This window comes from Metabacillus arenae (assembly GCF_014773385.1).
GTDB lineage: Bacteria > Bacillota > Bacilli > Bacillales > Bacillaceae > Metabacillus_D > Metabacillus_D arenae.
On record NZ_JACXAI010000006.1, the window covers coordinates 131721 to 154332 of the forward strand.

Annotated in this window: 19 protein-coding genes; 18 read left to right on the forward strand and 1 reads right to left on the reverse strand. The window is 38.5% G+C overall.

What is annotated here, in order from left to right; all coding sequences use genetic code 11:
• Window positions 1-172: 172 nt before the first annotated feature.
• Complete coding sequence (locus IC621_RS07085) at window positions 173-1084, forward strand: YIEGIA domain-containing protein (RefSeq protein WP_191157128.1); 912 nt, start codon at window positions 173-175, stop codon at window positions 1082-1084.
• A gap of 1 nt (window position 1085) precedes the next feature.
• Window positions 1086-1292: a capping complex subunit for YIEGIA gene (locus tag IC621_RS07090; RefSeq protein WP_191157130.1), complete on the forward strand. Its 207-nt coding sequence runs from the start codon at window positions 1086-1088 to the stop codon at window positions 1290-1292.
• Between the two features lie 647 nt (window positions 1293-1939).
• Here the strand turns inward: IC621_RS07090 and IC621_RS07095 are convergent.
• Window positions 1940-3652 carry an Rqc2 family fibronectin-binding protein gene (locus tag IC621_RS07095; protein ID WP_191157132.1) on the reverse strand — a complete coding sequence of 571 codons (1713 nt, stop codon included), beginning with the start codon at window positions 3650-3652 and terminating at the stop codon, window positions 1940-1942.
• Window positions 3653-4021: 369 nt separating this feature from the next.
• On the opposite strand from IC621_RS07095, the gene IC621_RS07100 reads away from it, so the two are divergent.
• From IC621_RS07100 to IC621_RS07175, 16 genes are all read left to right on the forward strand, one after another.
• Complete coding sequence (locus IC621_RS07100) at window positions 4022-6697, forward strand: cation-translocating P-type ATPase (RefSeq protein ID WP_191157134.1); 2676 nt, start codon at window positions 4022-4024, stop codon at window positions 6695-6697.
• Window positions 6698-6901: 204 nt separating this feature from the next.
• A complete protein-coding gene (locus IC621_RS07105; protein ID WP_191157136.1) occupies window positions 6902-7780 on the forward strand; it encodes a YicC/YloC family endoribonuclease in 879 nt (292 codons plus the stop codon).
• A gap of 75 nt (window positions 7781-7855) precedes the next feature.
• A complete protein-coding gene (remA, locus tag IC621_RS07110; RefSeq protein ID WP_191157138.1) occupies window positions 7856-8119 on the forward strand; it encodes an extracellular matrix/biofilm regulator RemA in 264 nt (87 codons plus the stop codon).
• A gap of 12 nt (window positions 8120-8131) precedes the next feature.
• On the forward strand, window positions 8132-8749 hold the full coding sequence (gmk, locus tag IC621_RS07115) for a guanylate kinase (RefSeq protein WP_191157297.1): 618 nt from the start codon (window positions 8132-8134) through the stop codon (window positions 8747-8749).
• Between the two features lies 1 nt (window position 8750).
• The gene (gene rpoZ / locus IC621_RS07120; protein WP_191157140.1) at window positions 8751-8957 is read left to right on the forward strand and encodes a DNA-directed RNA polymerase subunit omega; all 207 of its coding nucleotides are present in this window, start codon (window positions 8751-8753) and stop codon (window positions 8955-8957) included.
• A 611-nt stretch (window positions 8958-9568) separates the two neighbouring features.
• Window positions 9569-10765, forward strand: a complete 1197-nt coding sequence (gene coaBC, locus IC621_RS07125) for a bifunctional phosphopantothenoylcysteine decarboxylase/phosphopantothenate--cysteine ligase CoaBC (RefSeq protein WP_191157299.1) — start codon at window positions 9569-9571, stop codon at window positions 10763-10765.
• Window positions 10766-10777: 12 nt separating this feature from the next.
• Window positions 10778-13198: a primosomal protein N' gene (priA, locus tag IC621_RS07130; RefSeq protein ID WP_191157142.1), complete on the forward strand. Its 2421-nt coding sequence runs from the start codon at window positions 10778-10780 to the stop codon at window positions 13196-13198.
• 244 nt (window positions 13199-13442) lie between these two features.
• Window positions 13443-13922, forward strand: a complete 480-nt coding sequence (def, locus tag IC621_RS07135) for a peptide deformylase (protein ID WP_191157144.1) — start codon at window positions 13443-13445, stop codon at window positions 13920-13922.
• A 4-nt stretch (window positions 13923-13926) separates the two neighbouring features.
• Entirely contained in the window at window positions 13927-14880 is a 954-nt protein-coding gene (gene fmt, locus IC621_RS07140; protein ID WP_191157146.1) for a methionyl-tRNA formyltransferase, read from the forward strand.
• Window positions 14867-16210 (forward strand): 16S rRNA (cytosine(967)-C(5))-methyltransferase RsmB, encoded by a 1344-nt coding sequence (gene rsmB / locus IC621_RS07145; protein ID WP_191157148.1) that lies wholly within the window; start codon window positions 14867-14869, stop codon window positions 16208-16210. The genes fmt and rsmB overlap by 14 nt, the downstream gene beginning before the upstream one ends.
• 3 nt (window positions 16211-16213) lie before the next feature.
• Window positions 16214-17305 carry a 23S rRNA (adenine(2503)-C(2))-methyltransferase RlmN gene (rlmN, locus tag IC621_RS07150; protein WP_191157150.1) on the forward strand — a complete coding sequence of 364 codons (1092 nt, stop codon included), beginning with the start codon at window positions 16214-16216 and terminating at the stop codon, window positions 17303-17305.
• 5 nt (window positions 17306-17310) lie between these two features.
• Entirely contained in the window at window positions 17311-18075 is a 765-nt protein-coding gene (locus IC621_RS07155; protein WP_191157301.1) for a Stp1/IreP family PP2C-type Ser/Thr phosphatase, read from the forward strand.
• Window positions 18069-20060: a Stk1 family PASTA domain-containing Ser/Thr kinase gene (pknB, locus tag IC621_RS07160; RefSeq protein WP_191157152.1), complete on the forward strand. Its 1992-nt coding sequence runs from the start codon at window positions 18069-18071 to the stop codon at window positions 20058-20060. Before IC621_RS07155 ends, pknB begins: the two co-directional genes overlap by 7 nt.
• 17 nt (window positions 20061-20077) lie before the next feature.
• A complete protein-coding gene (gene rsgA, locus IC621_RS07165; RefSeq protein WP_191157154.1) occupies window positions 20078-20959 on the forward strand; it encodes a ribosome small subunit-dependent GTPase A in 882 nt (293 codons plus the stop codon).
• 1 nt (window position 20960) lies between these two features.
• Complete coding sequence (gene rpe, locus IC621_RS07170; protein WP_191157156.1) at window positions 20961-21608, forward strand: ribulose-phosphate 3-epimerase; 648 nt, start codon at window positions 20961-20963, stop codon at window positions 21606-21608.
• 358 nt (window positions 21609-21966) lie between these two features.
• Window positions 21967-22611 carry a thiamine diphosphokinase gene (locus IC621_RS07175; RefSeq protein ID WP_191157158.1) on the forward strand — a complete coding sequence of 215 codons (645 nt, stop codon included), beginning with the start codon at window positions 21967-21969 and terminating at the stop codon, window positions 22609-22611.
• Window position 22612 lies beyond the last annotated feature (1 nt).

Sequence of the window (22612 nt, forward strand, 5' to 3'; positions counted from 1 at the left end):
ATAGAAATTTGATTGAGATGGGAAATTTAGAAGTGAGGGGCCTGAGGTGAGAATTGATGAAATCAGCGAAAGAGCTAATTTTTAATCTTCAAGAAAAACTGATTTTTAGTGTTGAAGATAGGAATAATATTTGTTGAATCAGCCAAATAAATAGTCAAATGTAGGTGTAAAGATGACAGGAAAAGAATTGTTGGCTGCATCGGATTTAAACATTATTATTACAGCCATTATTATTGGAACGTTTGCTCGTATCGTCACTTTAAAAGAGGATTTTCGCCAGTACCCAAGTTATCCAAATGGTTATCTAATTCATTTAATAACTGGATTTGTCGCTGCCTCTTTAGGGGCTGTTGCCCTGCCGGCATTGATGAGTAAAAACTTTGTAGCCGTAACCTTTTTGACCTTAGCAATTCAACAGTTTCGAGATGTTCGTAAGATGGAAAAAGAAAGTTTAACTGACTTAGAAGAAACCGAATTTACATACAGAGGAAAAGCTTATATTGATGGAATTTCCAAGACGTTTGAAGCAAGAAATTATTTTTCCTTAGTAGTAGCATTAGTGACATCCATTACGATTCAAATAGAACCAGTTAATGGATGGGCTGGTACTATAATTGGAATTGCTGTTGGCCTCGTTGTCCTGTTTTTATTAGTTAGAATATCGAAAGGAAAAACGATAGGGGATATCGCTCAAGTTAAACCAGGGAAAGTTGAAGTCATTGGATCTGAGCTATTTGTTGATGGGATGTACATTAGCAATCAATTAGGAAGTGACCGAGCACAAAAGCTATTTAAAGAAGAAGGAATGGCGGTTGTCATTTACCCAAATGAAAACTATTATCGTATTAACTTGGACAATTTCGGTCAACGACAAGCAGCCGTATTTGAAGCAACCAGATCATTAGGTGTAAAACGTTACCATTTTACTCGGAAAGACTTTGAAAACGGAAGAGTTGTCGTTGCCCTTGTTCCTATAAAAAAAGATATGGATGCTTTAATTGAAGTGATCAAAAAATGCCCATTACTAGAAAGTATCAAAAAATCACAATCGGTTATGAAGACAAATTTGGGAGGAAAACAATGATATGGCAAGAGAATCAAACATAAAGCCAAACTATGATATTTTAGCTGTTATAACCCTTAATAAAGATCGAGTTCTTTCGGGAAAACCTTTAACTTTATTAGCACAGAACGAAGAGGAACAAAAAGAAATGACAGCCGATCTTGCAAAAGCTTTAAAAGGGGAAATTGTCAGAATGAAAACGAAAGACTACCTCATTATTAGAGGATAATCTTTTACAAGTGGTTGAAAGACAGACTAATTATTATACCGCAGAATGATGAAAGGACATGAAAAGAGTTAATATTCATCGTTTTTAGCTCTTAAAACAGCGAAAATCCCTGATTTAAGGTAAAGATCAGGGATTTTCTTATTTGATTTTTGGTGAATTTTAAATGTTTTTAACGTGCTCACCAATCCCTTCAATACCGATGCATGTAATCAAGATTTTATTTTAGCAGGAATGAACCTCTGAGGATTCATCCCTTCACCTATTTATTTTGCCGTACCACTTGTTTTTTGTCAGCATCGACCGTCTTTCTTTCCCTATCGTGAACCTTTCTGTCCGAATTTTCGATATTATTTTTCAGATAAGTATTTTTATTTTCCTAATGTTAAATTATTTAGCCGGACAGTGTTTGATTAGCAGGTATCTCAAAATTCAGGCTTTATTGGCAAAAATTTTGAGCAATTAGTCAGGTAACCGCCAAATATTTTCATGAGCGAGCATTTAATTCGATGATCGTGCAATATAGCAAAAAGGGAGCATTTAATCTGGTAACCGTGCAATTAATTCAATGAGCGGGCAAATAATCCGATAAGCTTGCAAATGATTCCACTTCCGATAACCTGGTTTTTAATCGCCAGCTCTTGATATCTCTAGCTCTTTTTTAGTTTTATAACAGTTTCCTCTTTGGGTGTGACATAAACTGTTTGTTGCTGGTCGTAGATGACGAAGCCTGGTTTTGCGCCGCTTGGTTTTTTTACATGACGGACTTTTGTGAAATCAACTGGTACTGAACTTGAATTTTTAGCCTTACTGAAATAAGCAGCGAGGGCAGCGGCTTCAAGAATCGTGTGCTCGTTTGGTTCCTTCTTTCTAATGACTACATGAGAACCGGGAATATCTTTTGTATGAAGCCAGATATCATCGCGGGAGGCGACTTTGTTAGTTAAATATTCGTTTTGTTTATTGTTTTTTCCTACTAGTATTTCTGTACCGTCAGTGGCTTGATATTTTTCGAGAGTTGGCAATTTCTGTTTGTTTTTCTTGGTGCTTTTTCGCTCTCTTTTTTTCAAATAGCCTCCTTCCGTTAATTCCTCTCTTATCTCTTCAATATCTTTGGGAGAGGCGGATTCCAATTGCTGAAGCAGGTTATCAAAGTATGTAACCTCTTCAGCAGCAAGCCTTATTTGTTCCTTTACGATCGAAATAGAATTTTTAGCTTTTTGATACTTTTGGAAATAGGCTTGGGCATTTTCGGAAGGAGACTTCAGAGGATTTAAAGGAATGGTGACCATTCTATGATCATCCTCATAATAGTTAAGAACTTCTGTTTGTTGATCTCCTTTTTTGATTCCATACATATTTGCTGTTATTAATTCTCCATAAAGTTTGTAGACATCAGCATTTTCTGCATTTTTTAAAGTAGATTGCAGCTTTTTAATTTTATTTCTGTTCTTTTTGCCTTCATTTCCAATAAACCGTTCTAAATCGAAAGCTTGTTGCTTAACTCGATCACGCTCTGCTTTGCCATAATAGAACCGATCTAAAAGGATGCTTAAGCTAGGAAAGGTTTTGACCGTTCCTTTTAGATGCGCTAATTCAATAAAATAGAAAAAGACTTTGCGCTCGGTTTCAATAAGGGTTGGGATAAAATTTTCTTCTTTCACCTTTGACACTAAAGAGATAAACTCCTGTGGAACAGTGACCCGATTTGCAAGCTTTGCCTGATAAATAACTTCTTTTGCAAATAAAGGAGATATCCCTGAAAAGCTTTGTACCAACTGTGAATCCAGCTTTCCAGATTGAAAATCAATTTTTCTTAAAACGGTTTCTTCATCAGCTGTAAGCGGATTCGCTTTATTCTGTTCCGGTGGAAGGACGTATTCATGGCCTGGCAAGACGGTTCTATGTCTGTTCACTGCAGGAGATATGTGTTTGATGCTGTCTAAAATCATATTTCTGTCAACATCCGTTAAAATAATATTGCTGTGCTTTCCCATAACTTCTATGAAGAGCTTTTTATAGGATAGGTCCCCAATTTCGTTCCTGCTGCGAATCGTAATTGTCATAATTCTTTCCATATCAACCTGTTCAATTTTTTCTATGATCCCACCCTCGAGGTGTTTTCTAAGCAGCATACAAAACATGGGCGGCTCATTTGGATTATCAAAAGGCTGCTGGGTTAAGTGGATCCTTGAATAGCTTGGATGAGCAGAAATTATCAGCCGCAGATTTTCCCCATTTGCACGAATCTGCAGGATAAGTTCATTTTTGTAAGGCTGATGAATTTTCGAAATCCGCCCATTTTCCAATTTATCTTTCAATTCTTTTGTCATTGCGTATGTAAACATGCCATCAAAAGACATTTTAAAACACCCTTTTCTCTTAGGTACAGTCCTATTTATAAAATCATCAGGTTAGAGACAAATCAAAGAAATATCTCAGCTTGAAGGTAAATATCGCAGACTTTATCCGCCGAATTTGGTTGATTATCAGGCTAATTTAGGGATAATCCGTTCAATACGTGAATCAATCCGTCCAATTTAGTCGCTTATTCGACCAAAATGAGGATCAATCCGACCAAATCGACCGCTTATTCGGCAAGTAAAGGGGATTTGTCTCCTTTTTAACCCAATGCAAATTCTTTTCCAAGTAGAATTATATCATTATTTCGGACAAGGATGAATAAGCTGTGTTAGAGCATTTATTGGGTAAAAGGGGTGTTAGGATCAATCATGAAATGGCATGAGATGGGACATTCAGATGTTATAAGGGCTACAAACACAAATGAAAAACAAGGCTTATCAGACTCAGATGTCCATAAAAGAAGGCAGCAATATGGGCCTAATGAGCTTCAGGAAGGGGAAAAACCATCAGCTTTACTCCAATTCCTCGCTCAATTTAAAGATTTTATGGTCCTTGTCTTACTTGGAGCCACTCTCATTTCTGGGATATTGGGAGAATACATTGATGCTGTTGCCATAATAGCGATTGTATTGATCAATGGAATTTTAGGTTTTTTTCAAGAACGGAAAGCGGAAAAGTCTTTGCATGCATTAAAAGAATTATCTGCACCACAGGTTGTTGTTCTTAGGGACGGGGAATGGGTAAAGCTATTATCCAAGGAACTTGTTCCAGGAGATATCGTAAAATTCACAAGCGGCGACCGAATTGGAGCGGATGTTCGATTGCTGGAGACAAAAAGCTTAGAGATCGAAGAATCGGCTTTAACAGGTGAATCGTTGCCTGTTCAAAAATCAATGGAGGCAATTGTTGGGGAAAACATTGGAATTGGCGATTTAACTAATATGGCATTCATGGGAACCCTTGTCACACGGGGAAACGGGACAGGGGTTGTGGTTGGAACTGGAATGAAAACGGCAATGGGGCAAATTGCAGATTTACTTCAAACTGCAGAGACGATGATGACTCCTCTGCAAAGAAGGCTTGAGCAGCTTGGTAAAATATTAATTGTTCTTGCCCTTCTTTTAACAGTTTTAGTGGTTGCAGTTGGTGTTATCCAAGGCCATGAATTATACGATATGTTCCTTGCAGGAGTATCGTTAGCTGTAGCTGCCATTCCTGAGGGGCTGCCGGCAATTGTCACGGTTGCTTTGTCACTGGGTGTACAAAGAATGATCAAACAACATTCCATTGTCAGAAAGCTGCCTGCTGTTGAAACGCTCGGCTGCGCGAGTGTTATTTGTTCAGATAAAACAGGCACTATGACACAAAACAAAATGACAGTAACACATATCTGGGCTGAAGGAAAGACTTGGGAGGTTACCGGTACAGGCTATGTGCCGCAAGGAGATTTTTCCTATAAGGATCGAACTGTTCAACCGAAGCAGCAAAAATCACTTCAGCAAATTCTTACCTTTGGAATGCTTTGCAACACAGCAAGAATTTTTGAAAGGGATGGTCAGTTCCAATTAGATGGAGACCCTACTGAAGGTGCCCTTTTAGTGTCAGCTATGAAGGCTGGTTTTACAAGAGACATTCTGCAGCAGAGCTTTACGATAATTGAGGAGTTCCCCTTTGATTCTACAAGAAAAATGATGAGTGTGATAGTTGAAGATAAATCAGGAAAACGGTTTGTCATTACTAAGGGAGCTCCAGATGTACTAATGAAGGTGTCCGAGTTTATTTTATGGGATGAAAAACAAAAAGTACTTTCTGCTCAATTTGAAAACCGAATTAAAGAATCAATAGAATCACTTGCTTCAAAAGCTTTACGAACTATAGCTGTTGCTTTTAGGCCTTTAAGAAGCGGACAAATCGTAAATTCTTATATGGAAGCAGAGAAGGATTTAACATTTATCGGATTGCAGGGAATGATTGATCCACCTCGTCCTGAAGTGAAGCAAGCGATAAAAGAATGCCGGGCTGCAGGTATTAAAACGGTTATGATTACTGGTGATCATCTATTGACAGCTAGCGCTATCGCAAAGCAATTAGATCTAATGCCAGCAAAAGGCAAAGTAATGGATGGGCAAACACTTTCCAGTTTGTCTATCGATGAGTTGGAGAATGTTGTTGACGATATTTATGTATTTGCGCGTGTTTCTCCTGAACATAAGCTGAAAATTGTCAAAGCTCTCCAAAATAAAGGGCATATAGTAGCAATGACAGGTGATGGAGTTAATGATGCACCTGCTATCAAAGCTGCAGATATAGGGATCTCAATGGGTATCACCGGAACAGATGTCGCAAAGGAAGCATCTTCACTTGTATTAGTAGATGATAACTTTGCCACCATTAAATCCGCCATTCGGGAAGGCAGGAACATTTACGAGAATATTCGAAAGTTTGTTAGGTACCTGCTCGCCTCAAATGTAGGAGAAATATTAGTCATGCTTTTTGCTATGCTGCTTGCTCTTCCCCTGCCTCTTGTCCCGATTCAAATCTTATGGGTCAATTTAGTGACAGATGGATTGCCTGCAATGGCATTGGGTTTGGATAAACCTGAGGGAAATTTAATGAATCGTAAACCAAGACATCCAAGGGAGGGAGTGTTTGCAAGAGGGCTTGCATGGAAAGTAATATCAAGAGGCTTTCTCATTGGAATTGCAACACTCGCAGCGTTCATAATCATTTATAATAGACAGCCTGATAATTTGATCTATGCCCAGACAATCGCCTTTGCAACACTCGTCATGGCACAATTAATCCATGTTTTTGACTGTCGAAGTGAACGATCCATTTTTGACCGGAATCCATTTGGGAACATCTATTTAATTGGCGCAGTTGCTTCATCTATATTATTAATGTTAATTGTGATTTACTATCCGCCGCTTCAACCAATATTCCACACGGTAGCTATTTTGCCGCAAGATTGGCTTTTAGTACTTGGTATGTCAGCTTTACCAACTTTTTTATTAGCAGGCTCACTTTTAACAAGAAAATCTTAATTGTTTGTGATATAATTCAGGAGGTAATAGAGCGATCTATTACCTTTTTCTTTGTGTTTTTAGAACAGTTTAAACGATAAAGTGTTTAAATTCACTAAAGTGCTAAAGAGCACTGGTTATGAATTTATAAAAAGAAATCGGCTCTTTCACCGATTTTATCGATTTCCACCTCTGACCTCCCACCTCTAGAAAGGAGTGAACATGATGGTAGTAAGTATGACCGGATTTGGAAGGTCTGTTCTTTCAAAGGAACAAATGACCGTAACGGTTGAAATGAAATCTGTTAATCATCGATTTACTGAAATTAGTATAAGATTGCCTAGACAGTTAGTAACACTTGAAGATAAAATCAAGAAGATTGTCCAAAAGAAAGTAAATCGAGGCCGAGTAGAGATGTTTATATCGATTGAAGGTCAGCCTCTTACAGATCGTTCACTTTCTATTGACTGGATCTTGCTTGATCAATACATAAATGCTTTTCATTCAATAAATGGTAAGTATGAACTTCAAGAAGACCAACCAAGCATTAACCAGCTGCTTCAACTGGAAAATATGCTGCAAATTGAGGAAAAAGCTAAGGAGAATACTTTTGCGGAAGAACTTATTACTCAAGCAGTCATCGATGCGACTGAAAAGCTTTTTCAAATGAGACTCGTTGAGGGAGCGCAGTTAGTGCTGGACATTAAAGACCGTTTACAAACGCTTTCCGATTTAACTTTGAACGTTGAAAAGCTAGCACCATCTGTTATTCAAAATTATCAAAACCGAATTTATAAGCGTGTATCGGAGTATATGTCCGGAACCATTGATGAAGATCGAATTCTTACAGAAGTAGCCGTTTTTGCCGATCGTTCTGATATTTCAGAAGAATTGACCAGAATAAAAAGCCACATTTATCAATTCCAAGAAATCCTGGTTGAAAAAGAACCCATTGGCCGGAAATTGGATTTCTTAGTTCAAGAACTTAATAGAGAAGCAAACACTATTGGTTCAAAAGCAAACGACAGTCAAATTGCGAAAATGGTGGTAGAAATGAAAAGCATAATCGAAAAAATGAAGGAACAAGTCCAAAATATTGAATAATAAGGGGCACCTTTGATTAACCTAAACTTTTTAAGGCTAAAATAGTTTTGCCTGCATAAAAAGGGGGAGAGTTTATTGAGTATTAAGCTAATTAACATTGGCTTTGGAAATATTGTTTCAGCAAATCGCATTATTTCAATCGTAAGTCCAGAGTCTGCACCAATTAAGCGAATCATTCAAGACGCAAGAGACCGCGGGATGTTAATTGACGCTACCTATGGAAGAAGAACTCGAGCTGTAGTAATTATGGATAGCGACCATATTATATTATCAGCGGTACAACCGGAAACAGTTGCTCATCGCTTATCCAATAAAGATGAATTGTCAGAAGAAGGGTAGGTTTTGAAAGAAGTGAAAAAAGAAAGAGGACTCTTAATTGTTTTATCCGGCCCTTCAGGTGTAGGCAAAGGCACTGTCCGTAAAACAATTTTTTCGCAAAATGATACAAACTTTGAATATTCCATTTCTGTTACTACACGAAAGCCCCGCGAAGGTGAAGTGGATGGCGTTGATTATTTCTTTAAGTCCAGAGAGGAATTTGAAGAAATGATTAAACATGACAAACTATTAGAGTGGGCTGAATATGTAGGAAACTACTATGGTACACCGATTGATTATGTGGAAAAAACATTGAGTGAAGGAAAAGATGTTTTCCTGGAAATTGAAGTTCAAGGAGCTATACAAGTTAGAAAGGCTTTTGCTGAAGGGTTGTTTATTTTCTTGATGCCCCCAAGCCTTAGTGAGCTGAAAAGCAGAATTGTTACAAGGGGTACGGAGACCAACGAGTTGATTGAGAACCGGATGAAAGTAGCAAAAGAGGAAATTGAGCTTATGGATGCTTACGACTATGTAGTTGAGAACGATCATGTGGAGCTTGCTTGTGAGAGAATCAAAGCAATTGTTCAGGCAGAACATTGCCGAAGAGAAAGAATCGCCCATCTTTATAAAAAAATGCTGGAGGTTGAATAGAATGCTCTATCCATCAATTGATGTTTTAATGAATAAATTAGATTCAAAATACACCCTTGTTACTGTCGCAGCAAAACGCGCACGGGAAATGCAGTTACATCAAAATCAACAAATAGAAAAACCGATTTCTCATAAATATGTAGGCAAAGCGTTAGAGGAAATCAATGCCGGTTTGCTATACTTTGAGAAAGAAGAGCAAAAAGGATAAGTGAAACTTTTAAGCAGTGGGATAGTTGGTTAGCCAAAGGCCCACAGAATGTGGGGCACACAGACGTTGTCAAAAACGTGACGCTTTTAGTCTGTGTTCCTCTATGGGGACCTTTACGGGCAGTTCCAGTCCAGTGACCAATCCTACTTTGCTTTCACTGAAAATTAAAAAGGGGTTTTACTGCCCGTTAAGAGTGGGATAAAGTGAAACTTCCAACAGTGGGGTACCCACTGTTGGTTAGTTGAACCAATCGGACCTTTACGGGCAGTTCCAGTCCAGTGACCAATCCTACTTTGCTTTCACTGAAAATTAAAAAGGGGTTTTACTGCCCGTTAAGAGTGGGATAGAATAAAGATAACAACCTTGCTGGGGTTGTTATTTTTTTAATAAGATCAGAAAGTTTAATTTAATTAAAGTATTAACGTGTTAAAGAGTGATATCGTTGTTCACCTCTAAGCGCCATTGGCTCTTTCACCGATTCCTTAATTTCAGATATTTTAAGTTCACTAAAGTGTAAAAGAGAACAGGAGATCAGTTGAAAAAGAAATCGGCTCTTTCGCCGATTTCCTCTATTCCAACCTCCGACCTCTGACTTCTAGAAAGGTGGCCACATAATGATTAAAAAAAATATCCTTCTTTGTGTAACAGGGGGTATTGCCGTTTATAAAGCCGCTCAACTAACTAGTAAATTAGTACAAGCAGGAGCGAATATAAAAGTGATCATGAGCGAATCAGCGCGGCAGTTTGTCACACCTTTAACTTTTCAAGCCCTATCTAGAAATGAAGTTTTTACTGATACATTTGATGAAAAGGATCCAAGCGTAATCGCTCATATAGATTTGGCTGATTGGGCTGATTTAGTAATCGTTGCTCCTGCTACAGCGAATGTAATCGGTAAAATGGCCGGCGGCCTTGCAGATGATATGGTAACGACAACACTATTAGCAACAACTGCCCCTGTTTGGCTGGCACCAGCAATGAATGTTCATATGTATGATCATCCTGCTGTAAAACGTAATCTGGCTACCCTGCATGAGGATGGCTATCAATTTATTGAGCCAGGTGAAGGGTATTTAGCATGCGGTTATGTTGGGAAAGGAAGGTTAGAAGAACCAGAAAAAATAGTTGAGATTGTAAGATCATACTTTTCTAAAAATACAGACGATATTTTAAAAGACCGGCACATTGTTATTACGGCAGGTCCAACAAGAGAAACTATTGATCCAGTAAGGTTTTTTACAAATCGCTCTTCTGGAAAGATGGGGTATGCATTAGCGGAGCATGCGATAAAATCGGGTGCAAAAGTAACCCTGATTTCAGGACCTGTTCATTTAAAAGAACCCGAGGAAGCCCACTATGTCCCTGTTGAAACAGCCGACGAAATGTTTGATGAGGTAATGAAAGTCTATCAACAAGCAGATGTAGTGATAAAGACCGCAGCAGTTGCCGATTATCGACCGAAAATAGTCTATGATCAAAAAATGAAAAAACAAGATGGAGATTTAAGCATTGAAATGGAGCGGACAAAAGATATCCTAAAAGAGCTCGGAGCAAGGAAGGAGCATCAGCTGCTAATAGGCTTTGCTGCAGAAACAAATGATGTAGAAACTTACGCACGTAAGAAGCTTGAATCAAAAAATCTTGATATGATCGTAGCAAATAATGTTAAAGAAAATGGAGCGGGTTTTGGTACTGATACAAATATTGTAACCATTTATAAGCGGTCGGGAGAAAAAACCGCTTTACCTTTATTAACAAAAGATGAAGTTGCAGAGAAAGTTCTAAAAGAAATAGCATCACTACTATAAAGGGGTTTAATCATGAAATATGCAAGTGTGATTGTTGATGTTCCTACAATGCAAACAGATCGCACATTTGATTATAAGATTCCAGAAAAATGGCAAGGGATGATCTTACAGGGAATGAGGGTTATCGTTCCGTTTGGACAGCGAAAGCTGCAGGGATTTGTGATAGAGGTGAAAGAAGAATCTTCCTTTAAAAAGCTGAAATCGATTGAAGGACTTCAAGACTTAACACCTTCAGTAACACCCGAGTTGCTGCAATTAGGAAGTTGGCTTACAGAAACAACATTATGCTTTAATATTTCTGCTTTGCAAGCGATGCTCCCTGCAGCTATGAAAGCAAAATATGATAAAATGATCACCCTCATCTCAGAAGAAAAAAGAAAGGAACTGGAACCTACACTAAAAAAATATTTTGAAAAGCAAGCAGAAATTCCTTGGAGTACTTTTGAAGATGATGATCTGTTAAAGCAAATTCAAAAAGAAATTCAAAAAGGAAGCTTAGAAGTTGTTTACCGAGTCTCGCAAAAAACAAAGCAAAAGAAAAAAAGAGTAGTTCAATTGGCACAAATTCAAACAGATAGGAACTCTCCTTTAGATCTTTTACCCTCTCAAGCCAAAAAACAAAAAGAAATGGCTCAGTTTGCAGTGGAGCATATTGGATCAAAGGAAATGCCGGCAAGTGACTTTCTAAGCTTAACTAACGGCAGTGAATCTTCTTTAAAAGGCTTAATTCAAAAAGGAATAATAACAGAAAAATGGGTGGAAATTTATCGGGACCCTTATGAAGGCCGTCACTTTAAAAAATCGCTGCCCCTCCCTTTGACAACGGAACAGCAACAATCAATTTCACCAATCTTAGAAAGCGTTGAAAATAAGCTCCATAAGGTTTTTTTAATGTATGGTGTAACAGGCAGTGGTAAAACCGAAGTGTACTTACAATCGATTGAAGCTGTATTAAATAAAGGAAAAGAAGCGATTGTTCTCGTTCCCGAAATCTCTCTAACCCCGCAAATGGTAAATCGATTTAAAAGCAGGTTTGGCTCAATGGTAGCCGTTCTTCACAGCGGTCTATCTATTGGTGAAAAATATGATGAATGGCGTAAAATTCAACGAAAAGAAGTTAAGCTTGTTGTCGGAGCCCGTTCAGCGATATTCGCCCCTTTTGAAAACCTCGGGATGATCATTATTGATGAGGAGCATGAAACAAGCTATAAACAAGAAGAAACACCTAGATATCATGCACGAGATGTTGCGATTAAAAGAGGGGATTATCATAATTGCCCTGTAGTATTAGGAAGCGCCACCCCTACATTAGAATCTTTTGCAAGAGCACAAAAAGGAGTTTATACGTTGTTAACTCTGAAAGAAAGGGTAAACAACCGGGCGATGCCAGCTGTTGAAATTATTGATATGAGAGAAGAACTGCGAAATGGAAACAGATCAATGTTCTCTGAAACTCTCCTCGAAGCATTGCAAAGCAGAATCGAAAAGAAAGAACAGACCGTATTGTTTTTAAATAAAAGAGGGTATTCCTCCTTTGTGATGTGCCGAGACTGCGGATATGTGATCCAATGTCCTCATTGCGACATTTCGTTAACCTATCACCGCTTTGGCCAGCAGCTTAAATGCCACTATTGCGGGCATGAAGAAATCATGCCTAAGGTTTGTCCAGAATGTCAGAGTGAACATATTCGGTATTTCGGAACAGGAACGCAAAAGGTTGAGGAGGAGCTTGCTAAAGTATTGCCGGAAGCCAGTGTCATAAGGATGGATGTGGATACTACATCAAAAAAAGGGTCTCATGAACGGTTATTAACTAAATTTGGTGAAGGCGGGGCAGATATTTTATTAGGTACACAAATGATAGCAAAGGGATTGGATTTTCCAAAGGTAACCCTCGTTGGAGTTTTAAGTGCTGACACGATGCTGCACTTGCCAGATTTTCGCGCTGCAGAAAAGACCTTTCAATTATTAACCCAAGTAAGCGGAAGGGCTGGGAGACATGAGCTGCCGGGAGAAGTTATCATACAATCCTATACACCTGAGCATTATAGTATTGAGCTGACAAAGGAACATCATTATGATGAATTTTTCAGACAAGAGCTTGCAGTTCGCAAATTACACGAATATCCTCCTTATTATTACATCTGCTTGTTGACCATCTCTCATCCTGATGTTTTAAAAGTTGCGATAGTGACTGAGAATATTTCAACTTTTTTAAAGTCAAATCTTAGTCAGCAATCGATTATCCTTGGTCCTGTCACATCACCGATCCCAAAGATCAAAGATAGATATCGCTATCAATGCATGATAAAATACAAAAAGGAAAAAAACCTTCATGGCACATTGAAAAATATTCTAGAACATTATCAAAAGGATGTTCATCAAAATTCCCTGCAAATCACTATTGATATGAACCCGTATGTCATGCTGTGATAGTGCCCTCGCATACTTTCTAGCTATTGACCAAAGAACAAAATCAACGAGAATGGGTGTATCTCTTGACGAGAGAAGTGAGAGGTGAGACTTGAAGCAATCGGCGAAAAGCCGATTGCCTTGGCAAACATCTCGTTCATAAATTCATCAGTGTTTTTCTTTTCTGCTGATAGGGTTCAAAAGAGTTTTATACGGTACATAGTAAATCATACAAAAGCAAACAGCTAGACTTGGAGGCATCATATTGTCAATTATGAAGTTAGTATTATATCCTGCTGAAGTATTAGAAAAACGATGTGAGCGCGTAAAGATCTTTGACCGCAAACTTGCCGTGTTTTTAGATGATATGTATGATACAATGATTGAATTTGATGGAGTGGGGCTTGCAGCACCTCAGGTTGGTCACACGCAGCAAATTGCCATTGTTGATATTGGAGATGAACATGGAAGAATCGAGCTCATAAATCCAAAGGTTATCGAGCAAAGAGGCGAGCAGGTAGGCCCCGAAGGCTGCTTAAGCTTTCCGGGCCTTTTTGGTGAAGTAGAGCGGGCGGATTATGTGAAGGTTCATGCACAAAATAGAAAAGGACGGCCATTTGTAATGGAAGCGAGAGGGTTTTTAGCGAGAGCCATGCAACATGAAATTGATCATTTACATGGCATCCTGTTTACATCAAAAGTCCTGAGATATATAGAAGAAGATGAGCTGGAGACGGAAGGATGATAGCATGACGAAGATCGTTTTTATGGGAACGCCAGATTTTTCAGTTCCTGTATTAAGACAATTACTGATTGATGGATACGAAGTAGTTGGAGTAGTAACACAGCCTGACCGGCCTAAAGGACGGAAAAAAATACTTACGCCGCCCCCTGTAAAAGTTGAAGCAGAGCAGCACAAAATACCTGTTTTTCAACCAGAGAAGATTAAAGAGAAAAAGGAGCTTGAGAAAATTCTTTCGTTAGAGCCTGATTTAATTGTTACAGCAGCATTTGGCCAAATTTTGCCAAAAGGGCTGCTGGAAGCTCCGAAGTTTGGCTGTGTTAATGTACATGCTTCCTTACTGCCTGAGTTAAGGGGGGGAGCACCTATTCACTATTCCATCCTTCAGGGAAAAGAGAAGACCGGAATTACGATCATGTATATGGTCGAAAAGCTTGATGCAGGTGACATTTTATCACAAGCGGAAGTTCAGATTGAAGAAAATGATCATGTCGGATCTCTTCATGACAAGCTTAGCAAAGCTGGTGCCAGGTTGTTATCCGATACTTTGCCAAAACTATTAAATGCTGAAATCACTCCGGTAAAGCAGGATGAATCAAAGGTCACTTTTGCATACAATATTAAACGTGAACAAGAAAAAATTAACTGGAGTCTATCTGGAGAGGAAATTTACAATCATATTCGCGGCTTAAATCCGTGGCCTGTTGCTTATACACTCCTAAACGGCCAAGTATTGAAAGTTTGGTGGGGAGAAAAAATGCCTAATAAGACGAAAGCAGAACCAGGTACTGTTATCGGATTTGATACAGATGGTCCAGTTGTGGCAACAGGCAATCAGACTGCGATCAAGCTTACACAGCTTCAACCTGCCGGCAAAAAGAAAATGACAGGTGAGGATTTTCTCCGCGGTACTCAATTAAACAATGGCATAAAGTTAGGCGAAGAAAATGAAGAAAGCTAATGTCAGAGAAGTCGCCGTTGAAGCGCTATTAAAAATAGAAAAAAATCAAGCGTTCAGTAATTTGCTTTTAAACTCTCTTATTAAATCAAACCAGCTGGATGCAAAAGATGTTCCATTATTAACGGAATTAGTATATGGTACACTGCAAAGGAAGATGACACTTGATTATATTCTAAGTAAATACCTTCAAAAACCAAAGAAAGTCGAAGATTGGGTAAAGGTTTTGCTTAGAATGTCGATATACCAAATGGTTTACTTGGACAGAATTCCTGATCGTGCCATTTTATTTGAAGCAGTTGAAATTGCAAAACGAAAAGGACACAGAGGGATATCTTCTTTTGTTAATGGAATTCTAAGGAATTTTCAAAGAGAAGGAATGCCTTCATTTGATGAAATCACCAATCCCGTCGAACGGATTTCAATTGAGAGCAGCCATCCGAAATGGTTAGTTGAGAAATGGATGAAACAATATGGAGAAGAGACAACAGCTAAAATGTGTCAAACAAACCTGTTACCACCTGTTCAGACAGCCCGAGTTAACAAAATGAAAAGCAATGAATCTGAGGTAATCGAACTTCTAAGTCATCACGGTATCACAGCTGAAAAAGGAGATTTAGCAATTGATGCCATTAAAAGCAGAAGTGGAAACGTTGCTTTAACGGATGCATTTAAGCAAGGTTATTTGACTGTTCAGGATGAAAGCTCCATGCTGGTAGGAAGAGCACTTGGCGCGACTAGGGGAGATATTATCCTGGATGCATGTGCAGCCCCTGGAGGAAAAACGACACATATAGCTGAACTGCTGGAGCAATCAGGTAAAGTTTATTCCCTTGATTTGCATGAGCATAAAGTAAAGTTGATTAAGGATCAAGCAAAACGGTTAGAACTTACTAATATAGAAGCAAGGACAGTTGATGCAAGGAAGGCTTCAAATGAATTTCAAGAAGAATCGTTTGATCGCATATTAGTTGATGCTCCTTGTTCCGGATTCGGTGTAATCAGAAGAAAGCCTGATATTAAATATACGAAAAACGCAAACGATATAAAGATGCTTGCGAAAATTCAGTATGATATTCTCTCATCTGTTTCACCCCTATTAAAAAAAGGCGGTACCCTTGTTTACAGCACTTGTACAATTGACAAGGAAGAAAATAATGAGGTGGTTGACACTTTCATCCAAAACCATCCAGAGTTTGAAGCAGATCATTCATTAGCTAAACGCCTACCAGACAAAATAAAGCCTTATATAAAGAATGGACAATTACAAATACTCCCTCATTACTTCAATACAGATGGATTTTATATTGCAAGTATGAGAAAGAAGGTGTAAAAAATGGAACAAACAAAATCATCAAGACAAACAGAAAAAAAAGAGTCAGTGAAACCGTCCATCTATTCAATGGAATTGGATGAACTGAAGAGTTGGCTGAAGGAACATGGTGAGAAATCCTTCCGAGCTGGCCAAATTTTTGATTGGCTTTATATAAAACGGGTAACAGCGTTCGAAGATATGACCAATCTTTCAAAAAATTTACGAGAGCTGCTTGCCGAACATTTTGTTTTAACGACTCTAAAAACGGCTATTCAGCAAACCTCTCAAGACGGAACGATGAAGTTTCTTTTTGAATTGCATGATGGCTATACAATTGAAACAGTTCTTATGAAACATGAATATGGGAATTCTGTATGTGTAACAACCCAAGTTGGCTGCAGAATCGGATGTACTTTTTGTGCTTCAACACTTGGCGGCCTAAAAAGAAATTTAGAGGCAGGAGAAATCGTAGCTCAAGTCGTAAAAGTACAGAAGGCATTAGATGAATTTGGAGAAAGAGTAAGCTCTGTTGTCATTATGGGAATTGGCGAACCTTTTGATAATTTTGATGAAATGCTGTCTTTCTTAAAAATTATTAACCATGATGATGGTTTAAATATCGGAGCAAGACATATAACCGTTTCTACAAGCGGGATTATTCCAAAAATTTATCAGTTTGCCGATGAAAAGCTGCAAATCAATTTTGCGATCTCCCTGCATGCTCCGAATACAGAAATTAGAAGCCGTTTAATGCCGATCAATCGTGCTTATAAGCTGCCGGAATTAATGAAAGCTGTTCAATATTATATTGATAAAACGGGCCGCCGGGTAAGCTTTGAATATGGGTTGTTTGGCGGTGTAAATGATCAGATTGAACATGCAGAGGAATTGGCGAACCTTGTCAAAAATGTGAAATGTCATATAAACTTAATACCAGTAAACTATGTACCAGAAAGAGATTATGTTCGAACACCTAAAGAACAAATATTCCGGTTCGAGAAAGTATTAAAGAATCGCGGAGTAAATGTGACCATTCGTCGTGAGCAAGGCCATGATATTGATGCTGCATGCGGACAGCTGCGTGCGAAGGAGCGTAAAGAGGAGACGAGGTGAAACGTTTGAAAACAGTTCAATTATCTGACAAGGGAAGAGTAAGGCAGCATAACGAAGATAGCGTTGGAGTTTTTACAAATAAAAATGGTATCGTATTAGCAATAGTGGCTGATGGGATGGGCGGGCACCTTGCCGGGGATGTTGCAAGCCAAATGACAATCTCTTCTTTCAAGAAAATTTGGGATGAAACAGGCGGGTTTGATTCACCTGATTCAGCAGAGAAGTGGTTTGGTGAGCATCTTGAGCTTGTTAATATGATGCTGTTTAAACATGCTTTAAATAATCCTGAATGTCAGGGAATGGGGACGACTTTTGTTGGTGTCATTTGTACTGATGCCTTTGCAACAATCTGTCATATTGGTGACAGCCGTTGCTATTTACATAATGAGAGTGGCTTTAAATTAATGACCCAAGATCATTCATTAGTCAATGAACTTGTCCGTTCAGGACAGATAACTAAAGAAGATGCAGAGCATCATCCACGAAAAAATGTTTTGCTTAGAGCTTTAGGTACTGAACAGCAGGTGCATTTTGATGTGACATCTATTGGTGCTGAGCAATCGGATATTCTATTGCTATGTTCAGACGGTTTATCAAATAAAGTATCAGAGGAACATATGCAATCGATTCTAAATAGTGAACAACAAGAATTGTTAAACAAAGCTGAAACATTAGTTCAATTAGCAAATGAAAACGGCGGGGAAGATAATATTTCATTAGTATTGGTTGAATATTCACCAGGCAGTGAAAAAGGTGATGAGGCGTGTTAGTTGGCAAACGCCTACATGGCCGTTATAAAATTCAAGAAGTAATTGGCGGCGGAGGAATGGCCAACGTTTATTTAGCGAGGGATGTAATCCTTGAACGTGAGGTCGCAGTAAAAGTGCTGCGGTTTGATTTTGCAAACGATGAAGAGTTTATCCGCCGTTTTCGAAGAGAAGCGCAATCTGCTACCAGCCTCGCTCATCCTAATATTGTAAGTATTTATGATGTAGGGGAAGAAGAGGATATTTATTATATCGTAATGGAATATGTAGAGGGCCAAACGCTTAAACAATACATCCAGCAGAACGCTCCATTGCATCCAAGAGAAGCTTTAAATATCATTGAACAAATTGTATCAGCCATTGCTCACGCACATGAAAATCAAATTGTCCACCGCGATATTAAGCCGCATAATATTCTTATTGATCATCATGGAAATGTAAAGGTTACTGATTTTGGAATTGCCATGGCGCTGAGCTCAACAACGATTACGCAAACGAACTCTGTTCTAGGTTCAGTTCATTATTTGTCTCCTGAGCAAGCTAGAGGCGGGCTTGCAACCAAAAAATCGGATATATATGCGATAGGTATTGTGTTGTTTGAGCTTTTAACAGGCAGACTTCCTTTCGACGGTGAGTCAGCCATTTCGATTGCGTTAAAACACTTACAATCAGATACTCCATCCCCTAAGAGATGGAATGCGATGATCCCTCAAAGTGTGGAGAACATTATTTTAAAAGCGATGGCAAAAGATCCGTTTCATCGGTATGAAACAGCAGAGAACATGTTAGAGGATATCGAAACAGCTTTTAACACGAATCGGCTGAATGAACAAAAGTTTGTGATTCCAGACGATTTAGATGCAACAAAAGCCATCCCGATCATTACAGATGACAAGATTAGTAATGGGGATGACACACTTGTTCACGGACCTGGTCCACCGCCGGAAACACCTACAGCGATTCCCAGCAAAAAACAAAAAGTCAAAAAGAAAAAAGACAAGCCTAAAAAGAAAAGAAGCAGGTTTGCAAAATTTATTATTGCTGCATTCATCATTTTAATTCTTGCCGGGGTTGCTGCTGTAACAATTGTTCCCGCGATTTTCCTGCCGAAGGATGTAATGGTACCGGATCTTCAAGGGGAAAATTATCAGGCTGCCTATAATCAATTGACCGAGCTTGGCTTTAAGGTAGACGATGAAACGACATTAGTTGAGGATGAAGAAATAGAAGAAGGACTTGTCGTAAAGACCAATCCAAACGCAGGTAAAATGGCAAAAGAAGGCTCAACGATTACGATATATGAAAGCTCCGGAAAGAAAAAAGTAACGCTTAATGACTATGTCGGACAAGATATTGAACAGGTAAAAGAGTTGCTGGAACGGCGAGGTTTTGAAAAGATAACAATAGAAGAGGTTCATAGTGAAGAGGGAGAAGGGGTTATTGTAAATCAGGAACCTTTAGATGGAGAAGCTGTCATTCCAAGTGAAGATGAGATTACTCTCACTTATAGTGTTGGTCCTGCAAAAATTTCACTAAGAGACCTAAGCGGCTACTCAAAGGATGCTGTTGATGCCTATATTGAAGAAAATGGTTTTAAATTAAATGAAGGGGAAGCACAGTACTCTTCAGAAGTCCCAGCAGGCCAAGTCATTTCGCAATCACCAAATCCAGGCGAACAATTGGACCCTGGGAGCACCATTGAAGTTGTATACTCCCTAGGAGTAGAAGAAAAACCTGTTAAAACGGTAACGAAAGAAATTGAAATTCCTTACGAACCAGCAGAAGAAGGAGAAGAAATCGAGGTTATCCTTTCTGTCGATGATGCTGAGCATTCGGTTTCAACACCTTATGAACAATTTAAAATTACAGAGCCTACAACCAGAACCGTTGAATTTAATATTGCCCCGGATTCTACAGCTTATTATCAAGTGATGATTAAAGATACAATCGTGAAACGAGAAACGATACCATACCCTGAAGATGGATAATATCAAGGAGGAACTCTATGCCTCAAGGCAAAATAATGAAAGCTTTAAGCGGTTTTTACTATGTTTTGGACAATGATCATGTTTTCCAATGCAGGGGAAGAGGAGTATTTCGCAAAAATAAGGTTACTCCCCTCGTCGGAGATGAGGTAGTGTACCAGGCAGAAAATGACCGGGAGGGCTATATTTTAGAAATTGGAAATCGAAAAAACGAACTCATACGCCCTCCTATTGCGAATATTGATCAAGCTATTTTGGTTTTTTCTGCAGTCGAACCTGGCTTTAGTTCACTCTTATTAGATAGATTCCTTGTCCTGATTGAAGCAAACAACATTACACCAGTAATCTGCATAAGTAAGGTAGATCTTGCTGATGGAGAAAAGAAAGAAGCCATTTATGAGTTTGCAAAAGATTATGAGGCGATCGGATATGAAGTGATACTCACTTCCACTATTTCAAAGGAAGGAATTCATGATCTTCTTCCTTTGTTTAAACACAAAACATCAGTCTTTGCCGGACAATCAGGTGTGGGAAAGTCATCCTTATTAAATGTATTAAAACCTGAACTTGATTTAAAAACAAGTAATATATCTACACACCTTGGCAGGGGAAAACATACGACAAGACATGTGGAGCTGTTAATGGTTGGCCAAGGATTAGTTGCAGATACACCAGGCTTTAGTTCGCTTGATTTTCTCGGTATTGAGGCAGAAGAACTTTCTGCTTATTTCCCTGAGATAAGTGAAAAAAGTGCAGACTGTAAGTTTAGAGGATGTACCCATGTGAAAGAGCCTAAATGTGCTGTAAAAGCCGCAGTAGAGGCAGAAGAAATAAAAACATATCGTTATGAACACTATTTATCTTTTATGGAAGAAATAAAGGACAGAAAGCCGAGGTACTAAAATGATTAAGATCGCCCCGTCGATTCTATCAGCGAATTTTGCAAGACTTGAAGAAGAGATTAAAGATGTAGAAAATGGTGGAGCAGACTATATACATGTCGATGTAATGGATGGACACTTTGTTCCGAATATTACAATTGGGCCACTTATTGTTGAGGCGATAAGGCCAATTACAAAGCTCCCGTTGGATGTTCACTTAATGATTGAAAGCCCGGAAAACTATATTTCAGATTTTGCCAAGGCTGGGGCTGACATTATTTCTGTTCATGTTGAAGCATGCAGGCACCTGCACAGAACGATTCAGCAAATTAAAGCGGAGGGAATTAAAGCGGGAGTCGTACTAAACCCGCATACTCCAGTTCATATGATTCAACATATCATTGATGACGTCGATTTGGTTTTGCAGATGACTGTCAATCCAGGATTCGGCGGTCAATCATTTATTAAGAATACAGTTCCAAAAATCAAAGAAATTAAAAAGCTCGTCACTGAACGCGGACTTTCTGTCGAAATTCAAGTAGACGGCGGAATAAATCCCGAAACAGCTCAAACCTGTGTCGAAGCAGGTGCAAACGTGCTTGTAGCAGGATCTGCGATTTATAATAAAGCAAATCGCAAAGAAGCGATAAAAAAAATAAGAGGACAATAAGACCGAGAAATCGGTCTTATTTTGTAGTTTCAAAATTTATATGTTATCAAAAAAATAAGAAACCTGTACACCAATCTGTTTTTGCGATTTATGTCGAATAATCGATATATTGAAATTTTCGAAGATAAATCCCTTGATTAACGAAAGGAGTGCAGCTGATTTTACTTTTTTAAATTCTGTGCCCTTGTAGGGAACCTCCATGATGAAATTATTTTCAACCTGATTTTCTTCCATTTATTTTTTCTTAAAGGAAAGTCAAGAAAAACTCATAATAATATTATGTAAACTAATAGATCTATCTTTTCAATTTTCGGTAATGAATGCTATAGTAAATCCATGATTGAAAGGAGAATTATTAGTGAAGAAAATAAATTTAGTTGCAGGTGGGCCAAGTTATTTGCTGCCTGAATTAGGTGATTATCATGACAGTCACTCTACTTGGGTGGGAATTGACAAGGGCGCCGTTTATTTGCTCGAGCAAGGAATAATCCCTCACATTGCATTCGGGGATTTTGATTCAGTTACAATTGAAGAGAAGCTTTTTTTAGATAACCATTCTGTCAAGCTTACTACCTTTCAAGCAGAGAAGGATGCGACAGATACTGAGCTGGCTCTTTCTTGGGCTATTAAACAAAACCCAAATCTTATCCGCATTTTTGGTGCAACAGGAGGCAGACTTGATCATTTACTTGCCAATTTACATATAATGAAGAGATTTTACAATAAAAACATTCAAATAAAATTGATTGATCGTTATAATCAAGCAGAAGTTTTTTTGCCTGATTGCTATAAGGTAGATAAAAAAGAGGAATATAAATACATATCGTTTATCCCTATCTCTGAAGAGGTCAGTGGAATTACATTAACCGGATTTAAATACCCTCTAAATAATTGTCATATTCAGCTTGGTTCCACACTATGTATTAGTAACGAACTCATTCATGCTCAAGGTACTTTTTCATTTACATCTGGCATATTATTGATGATAAGAAGCAAAGATTAAT